The sequence below is a fragment of the Lentzea terrae genome (genome assembly GCF_003265345.1).
GTDB lineage: Bacteria > Actinomycetota > Actinomycetes > Mycobacteriales > Pseudonocardiaceae > Lentzea > Lentzea terrae.
Genome location: NZ_QFWW01000035.1, coordinates 216,328 through 228,146 on the forward strand (window position 1 = coordinate 216,328; position 11,819 = coordinate 228,146).

Genomic DNA, 11,819 nt, shown 5'->3' on the forward strand with positions numbered 1-11,819 from the left:
CCGGTTCATGCTGGAATGTCGCTGCTGCGAAGGTCGGGACGTAGGCTGAGCGCATGCGCGAGGCCTACCATGACCAGCTAGAACAGCTCGCCGACCGACTGGCCGACATGACCGGCATGGTCGCCGAGGCGATGGAGAACGCGACCGCTGCCCTGCTGCAGGCCGACCTCGGCCTCGCGGAGCAGGTCATCAGCGGTGACCAGAAGGTCGACGACGTCCGAGCCAGCATCGAGGAGCAGTCGTACGCGCTGCTCGCGCTGCAGGCACCGGTCGCGACCGATCTGCGCACCGTGCTCGCGGTGATCCACGCCGCCGAGAGCGTCGAGCGCATGGGCGACCTCGCCCTGCACGTGGCGAAGGCCGCACGGCGCCGCCACCCGGCGCCTGCGCTGCCGGACGACGTGCAGCCGTACTTCGCCGAGATGGGCCGGATCGCGGTCAAGCTCGCGACCGAGGCGGCCTCGATCATCCGCGACAAGGACGTCGACCGCGCGCGCAGCCTCGAAGAAGAGGACGACGCGATGGACGACATCCACCGCCACCTGTTCACGGTCATCATGGACAAGGAGTGGAGCCACGGCGTGGCGACCGCCGTGGACGTGACGCTGCTCGGCCGGTTCTACGAGCGCTACGGCGACCACGCCGTGTCGGTCGCCAAGCGCACGGTCTTCGTCGTCACCGGCCGGATGCCCGGCTACGGTGGCGACGAAAACCTCTAAACCTCAGCGAAACTGCCCATCGCGTTCTGCCGCGAGCTCCGGATCGGCGTAGGCCTCGGAGAACTCGGCGAGCACGGTGGGCAGTTCCTCGTCCCACGCCTTGCGCGCTTCCTCGCGCGGCAGCTCCCGCGCGTCGACGGTGAAGTAGGCCCACGCGCGCACGATTTCGGGCAGCAGAGCCAGATCCGCGTCGGACACGTGCAGCCGCGCAGCCACGTTCAGGATCAGCACCGCGGTGAGCGACGCCGGCCCGTACACGACCGGATCGCGGTTCTGCTCGACCGCCGCACCCACGACGACGCGCGCGAACGCCCGCGCGGCCTCGACGTCGGCGATCCCGTGCGGTGACGCCAAAAAAGCCGCGACGGTCTCGTCCATCCTGTCCGGACTGATCACCGGAATCTCGTAGTCCTCGGACACCAACGCACTCACACGCGCGTCGGCCAGGGCGATCAGCTGGATCGGGTGCCGGATGTCCTCCGAACCGATCAGCCCTTCCTCGGCCTCCTCGTCCGGTCCCTCTTCCCAGAACTGCTCGATGTCGGGCCACACCCGGTCGAACGCCTCGGCCGCGCTCAACGGCGTGATCAGGTCGCGGAACGCTTCCGGCGTCGAGGCGATCATGTCCTCCAGCAACGCCACGGTGCCCTCGTCCGGCGTGCCGAACAGCTCGATCGCGGTGGCCCCGAGCACCGGCTGGCGCATGAACAGGACAGTCTCGCGAGCACCGGCACGTTCCTGGGTGATCGCGACGACTTCCACGTCTCCCAACAGGTTCGTGACGAGGAACGCCTCGCGGAACTCCAACGACGCGTCCTCGACGTACCACGAGGGTTCGGCAACACCATGTGCCGCAACGGCATCAGCGGCAAGAGCAGCAGCGGCGCGCGTGTCCTCATCGCCCACACCGGACAACGCGCGCAACGCGGTGAGCGCCGCCGGGTCCTGCATCGCGGCCAGCGCCTCGATCATCGGCGCGTGGCCGGATCCGGCGAGCCAGAGCGTGGCGTAGAGCTCGCTCGCCCAGGCGTCCGCGAGCAGCCAGGACTCCGAACGCAGTGCGGCCGCCGACTCGAGCAACGCCCCGTACGGGGACTGCTTCTCGGGCCGACGGCCGACCGTGCCTTGCTTCTTCTTGCGAGACTTGCTCTGCGGGCTCACCCGCAGAAATTTAGCCGAACCGGCCGGAGATGTAGTCCTCGGTGGCCTTCTGGCTGGGGTTGGAGAAGATCTTCTCCGTGTCGTCCACCTCGATCAGCTGTCCCGGCTGACCGACACCCAGCAGGTTGAAGAACGCGGTCTGGTCCGAGACACGCGCGGCCTGCTGCATGTTGTGCGTGACGATGACGATCGTGAAGTCCTTCTTCAGCTCCGTGATCAGGTCCTCGATCGCCAGCGTGGAGATGGGGTCCAAAGCCGAACACGGCTCGTCCATCAGCAGCACGTCCGGCTGCACCGCGATGGCACGCGCGATGCACAGGCGCTGCTGCTGACCACCGGAGAGACCGCCACCGGGACGGTCGAGGCGGTCCTTGACCTCGTTCCAGAGGTTGGCGCCGCGCAACGAGCGCTCGGCGACCTCGTCGAGCTCCCGCTTGTTCTTCATGCCCGCGAGTTTCAGGCCCGCGACCACGTTGTCCTTGATGGACATCGTGGGGAACGGGTTGGGACGCTGGAACACCATGCCGATGGTGCGGCGCACCTCGACCGGGTCCACGTTGGACGCGTAGATGTCCTCGCCGTCCAGCAGCACCTTGCCCTCGACGCGCGCGCCGGGGATGACCTCGTGCATGCGGTTCAGCGATCGGAGCACGGTCGACTTGCCGCAGCCGGACGGCCCGATGAACGCGGTGACGTTACGCGGCGGCACGGCCAGGTTCACGCTGTTCACCGCGTGGAACTTGCCGTAGTAGATGTTCAGGTCCTTGATGTCAAAGCGCTTGGCCATCGGTCTTCCGCCGCTTCACTTGGTCTTGATCGCGGAGAACCGCGAGATCACGGTCGCCACGAGGTTGAAGAACATGATGAGGAGGATGAGCGTGAGCGCAGCGCCCCACACCCGCAACTGGCCCGCCTCTTCGGGGTTCAGCAGCTCGTTGTAGATCAGCAGCGGCAGCGAAGCCATGTTGCCGCTGAAGATGTCGAAGTTGATCGAGCGGCTGTAGCCGACCAGCACCAGCACCGGCGCGGTCTCACCCATCACACGGGCAATCGAGAGCATGACGCCGGTGACGATGCCGGACAGCGCCGTCGGCAGCACGATCTTCACGATCGTCTTCCACTTCGGCACACCCAGCGCGTACGAGGCTTCCCGCAGCTCGTCCGGCACCAGGCGCAGCATCTCCTCGGTGGAGCGGACGACGACCGGCAGCATGAGCAACACGAGCGCCAACGACACGGCGAACGCGCTGGTCTCGAACCCGAACGTGGTCACCCACAGCGCGAAGACGAACAGCGCGGCGACGATCGACGGCACACCGGACAGGATGTCGACCATGAACGTCGTGATGCGCGCGAACCGGCCGTTGTTGCCGTACTCGACCAGGTAGACGGCGGCGAGGATGCCGATCGGCACCGCGATCACCGCGCACACGAGCGCCTGCACGATCGAGCCGTACAGCGCGTGGTAGACGCCACCTGCGAACTGCTCGGGCAGCACGCCCTTGAGCGACTTGCCCCACCAGTCGCCGCTCAGCAGCGCGCTGTAGCCCTTGCTGATCACGGTGAACAGCAGCCACACCAGCGGAATGACCGCGACCAGGAAGGCGAGTCCCATGAGGCTCATGGCGAGGTAGTTCTTGAACTGCCTGCCCGGACTGATCTTCTGGAACGCAGGTGTCTGCGCGGGCCTGTTGGGATCGGTCAGCGTGGCCGTCATGACGCCTTCGCCTTTCCTCGGCCCGCGACGTAGCGCGCGAGGGCGTTCACGGCGAACGTGAACAAGAACAGGACCAGGCCGGCAGCGATGTACGCACCGGTGGACAACGGCTCGCTGAACTCCGGTGCCGCCGACGCGATCTTCGACGCGAACGTGTAGCCGCCGTCGAAGAAGCTGAACGTCGACGAGCTCGTCGCAGAACGCAGGATGATCAGCACCGCGACCGTCTCACCGAGAGCACGACCGAGGCCGAGCATCGAACCGGCGATGTAACCGCTGCGCCCGAACGGGAGCACCGTGGTGCGGATCATCTCCCAGCGAGTCGCGCCGAGTGCCAGCGCGCCCTCGATCTGCATCACCGGCGTCTGGCGGAACACCTCGCGGCTGACCGCGGTGATGATCGGCAGGATCATGATGGAGAGCACGATGCCGGCGGTGAAGATGTTGCCGCCGCCGGAGAGCGAGACGTTGCCGTCCGAGAACAGCGGAATCCATGCCAGGTTCTTGTTGAGGAACGTGGCGATCGGTTCCAGCGACGGGCCGAGCACCTTGGCGCCCCACAGGCCGAAGACGATCGACGGCACCGCGGCGAGCAGGTCGATGATGTACGCGAACGGCCTGGCGAACTTCGGCTGCAGGTAGTGCGTGAGGAACAGAGCGATGCCCATCGCCACCGGCATCGCGATCGCGAGCGCCAGCAGTGACGACAGCACCGTGACCACGAGCAGGTCGCGGATGCCGAACCGCAGGTTCCCGACGTCGCCGGTCGACCACTCCGGGCTCGTGAAGAAGTTGATGTTGTTCGCGTTGAGCGACGGAACGGCCTGGATCAGCAGGAACAGGCCGATCAACCCGATGGAGACCACGATTGCCAGGCTTGAGCCAGTGGTCATGGAACGGAAAATGCCGTCGCCACGGCGACGGCCCTGCGACTTGGCGGGCGGCGAGCTCCCGGTGACCTCTTCAGCCATGGTGCCAATCATCCGTAGTCGGCCGGGAGCGTCCAATCGTGTCGGACGCTCCCGGCGCGGTGGTCACTACCGTCAGGCGATCGCCTTGATGGCGGTCAGCAGCTTCTCCTGGAACGCGGTCGGCACGGGGCTGTACCCGGCCTCCTCCAGGCCCTTCTGACCATCGGTCACGGCAACCGTCAGGAACGCCTTGACCGCCTTGCCGGTCTCCGCGTCGGCGTACTTGGAGCAGACGATCTCGTACGCGGCGAGCACCAGCGGGTAGGCACCGGCGGTCTTGGTCGCGTAGAGCGAGTTCAGGTCGAGCACCAGGTCGTTGCCCTGACCCTTGATCTTGACACCCTCGATGGCCTTGCCGGCGCTCGCGGTGGTCAGCTCGACCGGCTCGCCACCACCCGAGTTGACGATCTTGGCGATCTGCAGCTTGTTGGCCTTGGCGAAGGACCACTCGTTGTAGGTGATGGCACCCTTGGTGCCCTTCACCGCCGCCGACGTGCCCTCGTTGCCCTTGGCGCCCTCACCGACACCGCCGGTGAACGCCTTGCCGGCACCCTTGGTCCAGGCGCCACCGGAAGCAGCCTCCAGGTACTTCTGGAAGTTGTCCGTGGTGCCCGACTCGTCCGAGCGGAAGATCACGACGATCTTGTCCGCCGGCAGCTGCTTGCCGCTGTTCAACGCGGCGATGGCGGGGTCGTTCCACGTGGTGACCGCACCGCTGAAGATCTTGGCGATGGTGGCGGCGTCGAAGACGAGACCGTCTGCACCCGCAACGTTGTAGGTCATCGCGATCGGGCCGAAGACGGCGGGAAGGTTCCACGCGTCGCTGCCGTCGCAGCGGGTCTTGGCCGCCTCGACCTCGCCCTTGTCCTTGTTCAGCGGCGAGTCCGAGCCACCGAAGTCGGTCTGCTTGCCGTTGAACTCCTTGACGCCGGCACCGGAGCCGTTGGAGTTGTAGTCGAGGCTCTTGCCGTCGCACGCGCTCTCGTAAGCGGTGACGAACCGGGTCATGGCGTTGGCCTGCGCCGACGAGCCACTGGCCTTGAGCTTGGCCTTGCCGCCGCACTCGACCTTGGCGGCCGCGTTGGACGGGGTGTTGTTACCACCCGCGGGGGCGTTGTTGTCGGAGCCACACGCGCTGAGCAGCAGCGCGCTCGCCGCGACGAGACCGAGCACGGCACCGTGCCGCTGGATCTTCACCTGAGTCCTCCACCTGCGGAAGCATTAGCGGTTTTGCGACGGACGTCGCCGCTCGCTACGGAAGGTAGGTAGCCAGAGTGGACAGTCCGCCTAGACGAGGTGAACGTGAGGTGAACACAGAGCGGGAAGTGACCAGGCACACCGCCAGATGGGTGACGCCGTGACCTGCACGTATGCGGTTTGTGACGCTTTGTTCACTACCGGGCGTACTGGACGTCGGCATCCCAAAGAGTGAAGCCCAACCCAGTGTAAACGCGCACTGCCGGAGCGTTGTCAGCCTCCACGTAGAGCATCACCTCCTTGACCTTTTGCTGCAGGTGCCGCAACCCGGCCAGCGTCAGCGCCTTGCCCAGGCCACCGCCCTGGCTGGCGGGGTCGACGCCCACGACGTAGACCTCGCCGAGCTCCGGCGTGTGCACCTTGGTCCAGTGGAAGCCCACCAGCCGCTCGTCGGCGTCGAACGCGAGCAGGAAGCCGGCCGGGTCGAACCAGTCCTCGTCCTCCTTGGCGCGGACGTCCTCGATCGACATCGAGCCCTGCTCGGGGTGCCAGTCGAACGCGCGGTGGTTCACGTAGACGACCGCGGCCTCGTCCTTGCCGGGGACGAACGGCCGGATGGTGACGCCGTCGGGCAGCTTGGGCTCCGGCAGCTCGTTCTCGACCCGCAGGCGCATCCGCAGCAGCTCACGGACCTTGCGGAAGCCGAGCTTCGTCGCGAGCTGGTCGGCGTCCGGGTGGCCGCCGTGCGCCCAGATCCGCAGGTTCTCCTGCGGAAGGGCGTTCACCAGTGCCTCACCGACGCCCTGATGCCGGTGCTTCGGGTGCACGGCGAACTCGGCGACCTTGTGGCCGCCGGAGTCACCGATCATGTCGACGTGCGCGTACCCGGCGAGCTCGCCGTTGCGGTGCGCGAGGAGGTGCCTGCTGCCGGTCGCGCCGGGGCGCATCCGCAGTCGCACGGCCTCGCCGACCGGTGCCACGCCGTCGGTGCTCTCGGCAGCCTCGAGCAGCTGCCGGACTTCCACAGCCTGGTCGGTCGTCAGCTCGTCGTACCAGCTCAGTTGCGCCACACAGGCGAACCTACCGCGCGATCAAACGCTCATCCAGAACGCGGACCGAGTCGCCCACCTCGTCGACCTCGGCCAGCTCGGAGGGACGACGCGACGAACCGGGACGCGGCGGGCGGACGAACTTGTAGCCCACGTTGCGCACGGTGCCGATCAGGGCCTCGTGCTCGGGGCCGAGCTTGGCGCGCAGCCGTCGCACGTGGACGTCGACCGTGCGGGTGCCGCCGAAGAAGTCGTAGCCCCAGACCTCCTGCAGCAGCTGCGCGCGGGTGAAGACCCGGCCCGCGTGCTGCGCGAGGTACTTGAGCAGCTCGAACTCCTTGTAGGTGAGGTCGAGCGGGCGGCCCTTGAGGCGCGCGGTGTAGGTGGCCTCGTCGATCACGAGGTCGCCGAGCTGCAGGGCGCCGTCGCCACCGGGCTGCGTGGTGCCGCGGCGCGAGCGGACCAGCCGCAGCCGGGCGTCGACCTCGGCGGGGCCGGAGTTCGGCAGCAGGATCTCGTCGACCGACCAGTCGGAGTTGACGGCGACCAGACCGCCCTCGGTGACCACGGCCACCACGGGCACGTCCACGCCGGACGAGTCGAGCAGGCGGCACAGCGAGCGGGCGCCGACCAGATCGGTGCGGGCGTCGACCAGCACGATGTCGTGAGGACCGGCTTCGAGAAGCGCGGACACCTCCGGCCGCAACGGCCGCACGGCGTGCGGGAGCAGAGCCAGCGCGGGAAGCACAGCCTCCGGGTCCGGGTCTGTCGTCAGCAGAAGCACGTCGATGCTCATTCGCGGCGCCCTCCAAATCGGCCGAGGTCAGGTCACCTCGACCAGACCAGCGGCGTACGGTGACCGGGCCCCGTTGCCTGCGGATGACGGAGACAATACCGGTGCAACCCGAGAAAGTCCCAGGTCAAGAAGCCGTGCTCACAGTTGTTTCCACAAGCGTCACGCCTGTTACATCCACGTCACATGACGGAATACGTCTGCACGGCGTCCACCACAAGGGTGAAAACGACCTCGCTTTCGTTGTGGGGCACGGGTTCACGAACAACGTGACCAAGCCGTACGTCGCGCGGGTGCTCGCTCGTTTGGCCACGCACGCCGGTGTCGTCGCGTTCGACTTCCGCGGTCACGGACGCTCCGAGGGACGGTCCACGGTCGGCGCGGACGAGGTCCACGACATCGAGGCGGCGGTGCGCACGGCGCGCGAGCTCGGTTACTCGAAGATCGCCACGGTCGGCTTCTCGATGGGCGCGTCGATCGTCATCCGGCACGCCGCACTGGGTGAGACCAGGCCGGACGCCGTCGTGTCGGTGAGCGCGCCGGCCAGGTGGTGGTCGCGGGAGACGGCGCCGATGCGGCGGGTGCACTGGTTGTTGGAGCAGCCGCACGGCAAACTCGCGGCGCGGGCGATCGGGGTTCGGCTCGGCGACAGCTGGGTACAACCGCCGGAGAGTCCGCTGGAGGTGGTGGCGCGCATCACGCCCACCCCACTGCTGATCGTGCACGGTGACCTGGACCACTATTTCAGCCAGGAGCACGCCAGGTCACTGCACCGCGCGTCCTTGGGACATGCCGAGCTGTGGATCGAGCCCGGCATGCGGCACGCGGAATCGGCCGCGACTCCAGACCTGGTAGACCGGATGGCGGCATGGATCGCCGGCAAAGTCGAGGACGAGGAATGACTGCGCACAACCCTGCACAACCGCGGAAGAAGTCTCGGCGCGGGAAGTTCCTCCTCATCACGGTGATCGTGCTCGGCATCCTGCTCGTGGCGGCCGACTTCGCCCTCGCGGCGGCCGGCGAGTACCAGATCGCCCAGCGCATGCGGGAGAAGCTGCAGCTCGACGAGGACCCGTCGGTGCGCATCAACGGCTTCCCGTTCGCCCTGCAAGCGCTCCGCGGCGACTACAAGCACGTGCAGATCCGCGCGTACGGCGTGCCGATCAAGAACGAGCAGACCGGCGTCGACCTGCGCGACCTCGACGTCGAGGCCGACCTGCGGCACACCCGCGTCGAGCTGTCCGACCTGCTGGCGGGCAACGTCTCGAAGGCGACCATCGACGAGGTCGAGGGCAGCGTCAAGATCAAGTCGCTGGACCTGAACCGCCTGGCGAACCAGGTCACGCCGTTCGACAAGCTCTCGATCGAGCCGGACAAGCGCGCGACCGCCACCACGACGACCACCACCACGCCGACGGACCCGAAGGCCCCCAAGACGACGGCGGCGATCAAGCTCTCCGGCCAGACCAACGTCGCCGGCAAGGTCGTCACCCTCAGCGCCTACGGCCAGATCGCGCTGGCCGGCGGTGCCATCCAGATCACCATCGACGACGTCGAGCTGGAAGACGCCTCGCTCAAGCAGATCGTCCCGCAGCTGCGCCAGGCGCTCGCGATCAAGATCGACCCCGGCAAGCTCCCGTTCGGTGCGACGCCTACCGCCGTTGAGGTGGAGAGCGGTGCGTTCAAGCTTCGCGGCGTGATCACGGATGTACCGTTGGTCCAACGATGACTGGTGTGTGGGCGCTGCTGGGCGCGCTGGCCGTGGCCGGTGCGATCGGTGTGCTGCTCAAGGTCCGCGAGGGCCGCATCTATCGTCGTGATTCCGTTGACCTGCCCGCCCCCGTGCGCGACCTGCTCGCGCCGGGGGTGACGCTGGTCCAGCTCTCCACCACGTTCTGCGCGCCGTGCCGGCACGCGAAGGTGGTCCTGAGCGACCTGGCCGACCGCACCGACGGGTTGTCGCACGCCGAGCTCGACGTGACCAACCTGCCCGACGTCGCGGCTCAGCTGGGCGTGATGCGCACACCGACGACGTTGGCGCTCACGGCTGACGGCGTCGAGGTGTTGCGAGTCGGTGGCGTGCCGAAACGCGACTCGTTGCTGGCGGCTCTGCAACCACATCTGCCCTAATCCGGTCGAGTGATTCTGCGTTGTTCCACCAGATGGACATACCTCCCGGACCGAGGGATCGAGCGCTACCCTCGCTGGCATGACCATGCTGCTCACGAAGCGACGCGCGGTTGACCTGTGCCGCGTGCGCAGCAGCCTGTGTCGCACGACGAGCTGATTGGGCCGCTTGACGCCCAGCAGCCACCTCTGACGGACTGAATTTCTCCTCGTCCGAATGTCCGGAGGTCGTCGTGCCCAAAGATGCCCCAGTAGACCCGCGCGGACCGCGCTTCTCCGCCTGGATGACCACCGTCGTCCTGGCCGTCGTGCTCCTCACCGGCTGGTGGCGACTCCTCGCCGCCCAGACGGTGCTGTTCGCGATGTGCGCGTTCATCTCGCTGAAGCTCAACCCGTGGGGTCACGTCTACCGCTTCGCGATCCAGCCGCGCCTGACCCCGACCACCGAACGCGAGGAAGCGGCCCCGCTGCGGTTCGCGCAGGGCGTCGGGTTCGTGTTCGCACTGATCGGCACGCTCGGCTACGCCACGGGTCTCACGACGTTGGGCACCGTGGCCACCGCTCTCGCACTGGTGGCAGCGCTGCTCAACGCCGCGCTGGGCCTGTGCCTCGGGTGCGAGATGTACCTGCTGCTGCGCCGGTACGCACCCGCCCTCGCACGTCCGCAATCGCAATAACGCCACGCACTACTACAGGAGCGAACGTCCCATGAGCCGTGAGAACGTGCTGGTCTCGGCCGCCTGGTCCGAGGAGAACCTCCAGACGCCCGGCGTCGTGTTCGTGGAGGTCGACGAGGACACCACCGCGTACGAAGGCGGACACATCCCTGGCGCCGTGCGCATCGACTGGAAGACCGAACTCCAGGACCCGATCCGCCGCGACTTCGTCGACCGCGAGGGCTTCGAGAAGCTGCTCTCGGCCAAGGGCATCTCCAACGACGACACCGTGATCCTCTACGGCGGCAACAACAACTGGTTCGCTGCCTACGCGTACTGGTACTTCAAGCTCTACGGGCACCAGGACGTGAAGCTGCTCGACGGTGGCCGCAAGAAGTGGGAGCTCGACGGCCGTCCGCTGGACAAGGAAGAGGTCGTTCGCGACACCACTTCGTACTCCGCTTCGGAGCAGGACCTCTCGATCCGCGCCTTCCGCGACGAGGTCGTCGACGCCATCGGCAACAAGAACCTCGTAGACGTCCGCTCCCCCGACGAGTTCTCCGGCAAGCTGCTCGCCCCGGCCCACCTCCCGCAGGAGCAGGCCCAGCGCGCGGGCCACATCCCGTCCGCGGTGAACGTGCCCTGGTCGAAGGCGGCCAACGAGGACGGCACCTTCAAGTCCGAGGACGAACTCCGCGAGATCTACGCGGAAGCCGGCTTCGACGGCTCCCGCAAGACCATCGCGTACTGCCGCATCGGCGAGCGCTCCTCGCACACCTGGTTCGCCCTGCGCGAGCTGCTCGGCCACGAAGACGTCAAGAACTACGACGGTTCTTGGACGGAGTACGGCTCGCTCGTCGGCGTGCCGATCGAACTCGGTTCCGGCAAGGAGGCCTGATTCATCATGAGCGACTCGTGCGGCGCGCCCGTCCAGGGCGGCTCCATCGACGTTTCCACTTCTGAGACCGTGCTGCAGGGCAAGGTCGTCGCGGACGGGGCTCCCGTTGGGGGCGCCTACGTTCGGCTGCTCGACTCGACCGGTGAGTTCACCGCCGAGGTCGTGTCCTCGCCGGAGGGTGACTTCCGGTTCTTCGCTGCTCCTGGCAGCTGGACCGTGCGGGCTCTGCATCGGAGCGGGAACGGGCAGGCTGACGTTTCGGCTGACGGGCCTGGGATCCACGACGTGCAGATCGCGGTCGCCTGACGTTCTTGGTTGGTATGGCGAAGGCCCTGGCGGAGATTCTCTGCCGGGGCCTTCCGTCTGTTTGCCGCGGCTTCTGGGGCCATGCGGTGGTGCTGTTGCATTGGTGGGCGCCGGTTCCAGCGGGTGGCCGGACGGGGGTTGGTTGCGTCATCGCCGCTTCGCGACGATCGCGATTGGGGCTTGACTTCGGGGCCCTTTCGAGGCGCTGCGTCGGGCGGAAAAGGA

At 67.3% G+C, this 11,819-nt stretch carries 15 protein-coding genes; 8 read left to right on the forward strand and 7 right to left on the reverse strand.

The annotated features are described in order from the left end of the window. Positions 1-53: 53 nt before the first annotated feature. Entirely contained in the window at positions 54-719 is a 666-nt protein-coding gene (gene phoU, locus DI276_RS44000; RefSeq protein WP_112275260.1) for a phosphate signaling complex protein PhoU, read from the forward strand. A 3-nt stretch (positions 720-722) separates the two neighbouring features. Here the strand turns inward: phoU and DI276_RS44005 are convergent, their stop codons facing one another. From DI276_RS44005 to DI276_RS44035, 7 genes are all read right to left on the reverse strand, one after another. After that, a complete protein-coding gene (locus DI276_RS44005; RefSeq protein WP_112275262.1) occupies positions 723-1,880 on the reverse strand; it encodes a hypothetical protein in 1,158 nt (385 codons plus the stop codon). 10 nt (positions 1,881-1,890) lie between these two features. After that, a complete protein-coding gene (gene pstB, locus DI276_RS44010) occupies positions 1,891-2,667 on the reverse strand; it encodes a phosphate ABC transporter ATP-binding protein PstB (RefSeq protein WP_112275264.1) in 777 nt (258 codons plus the stop codon). 15 nt (positions 2,668-2,682) lie between these two features. After that, on the reverse strand, positions 2,683-3,597 hold the full coding sequence (pstA, locus tag DI276_RS44015) for a phosphate ABC transporter permease PstA (RefSeq protein ID WP_112275266.1): 915 nt from the start codon (positions 3,595-3,597) through the stop codon (positions 2,683-2,685). Then, positions 3,594-4,568, reverse strand: coding sequence for a phosphate ABC transporter permease subunit PstC (gene pstC / locus DI276_RS44020; RefSeq protein WP_112275268.1), 975 nt, complete (start codon positions 4,566-4,568; stop codon positions 3,594-3,596). The genes pstA and pstC overlap by 4 nt, the downstream gene beginning before the upstream one ends. Before the next feature lie 72 nt (positions 4,569-4,640). Further along, positions 4,641-5,765, reverse strand: coding sequence for a phosphate ABC transporter substrate-binding protein PstS (pstS, locus tag DI276_RS44025; protein ID WP_112275270.1), 1,125 nt, complete (start codon positions 5,763-5,765; stop codon positions 4,641-4,643). Positions 5,766-5,962: 197 nt separating this feature from the next. Next, positions 5,963-6,835, reverse strand: a complete 873-nt coding sequence (gene mshD, locus DI276_RS44030; RefSeq protein WP_112275272.1) for a mycothiol synthase — start codon at positions 6,833-6,835, stop codon at positions 5,963-5,965. Between the two features lie 10 nt (positions 6,836-6,845). After that, on the reverse strand, positions 6,846-7,610 hold the full coding sequence (locus DI276_RS44035; protein ID WP_112275274.1) for a response regulator transcription factor: 765 nt from the start codon (positions 7,608-7,610) through the stop codon (positions 6,846-6,848). Between the two features lie 134 nt (positions 7,611-7,744). Here DI276_RS44035 and DI276_RS44040 point away from each other — a divergent pair, with 134 nt between their 5' ends. The 7 genes from DI276_RS44040 to DI276_RS44065 all read left to right on the forward strand — a co-directional run bounded on the left by DI276_RS44040 (position 7,745) and on the right by DI276_RS44065 (position 11,594). Beyond that, on the forward strand, positions 7,745-8,509 hold the full coding sequence (locus DI276_RS44040) for an alpha/beta hydrolase (protein ID WP_269814361.1): 765 nt from the start codon (positions 7,745-7,747) through the stop codon (positions 8,507-8,509). After that, positions 8,506-9,336 carry an LmeA family phospholipid-binding protein gene (locus DI276_RS44045; RefSeq protein ID WP_112275278.1) on the forward strand — a complete coding sequence of 277 codons (831 nt, stop codon included), beginning with the start codon at positions 8,506-8,508 and terminating at the stop codon, positions 9,334-9,336. Before DI276_RS44040 ends, DI276_RS44045 begins: the two co-directional genes overlap by 4 nt. Continuing rightward, the gene (locus DI276_RS44050) at positions 9,333-9,737 is read left to right on the forward strand and encodes a thioredoxin family protein (protein ID WP_112275280.1); all 405 of its coding nucleotides are present in this window, start codon (positions 9,333-9,335) and stop codon (positions 9,735-9,737) included. The genes DI276_RS44045 and DI276_RS44050 overlap by 4 nt, the downstream gene beginning before the upstream one ends. Positions 9,738-9,822: 85 nt before the next feature. Continuing rightward, a complete protein-coding gene (locus DI276_RS53565) occupies positions 9,823-9,894 on the forward strand; it encodes a putative leader peptide (RefSeq protein ID WP_355300619.1) in 72 nt (23 codons plus the stop codon). Between the two features lie 73 nt (positions 9,895-9,967). Further along, on the forward strand, positions 9,968-10,411 hold the full coding sequence (locus tag DI276_RS44055) for a DUF4395 domain-containing protein (protein WP_112275282.1): 444 nt from the start codon (positions 9,968-9,970) through the stop codon (positions 10,409-10,411). Between the two features lie 31 nt (positions 10,412-10,442). Further along, positions 10,443-11,288 carry a sulfurtransferase gene (locus tag DI276_RS44060; RefSeq protein WP_112275284.1) on the forward strand — a complete coding sequence of 282 codons (846 nt, stop codon included), beginning with the start codon at positions 10,443-10,445 and terminating at the stop codon, positions 11,286-11,288. Between the two features lie 6 nt (positions 11,289-11,294). Next, the gene (locus DI276_RS44065) at positions 11,295-11,594 is read left to right on the forward strand and encodes a DUF1416 domain-containing protein (protein ID WP_112275286.1); all 300 of its coding nucleotides are present in this window, start codon (positions 11,295-11,297) and stop codon (positions 11,592-11,594) included. Positions 11,595-11,819 lie beyond the last annotated feature (225 nt).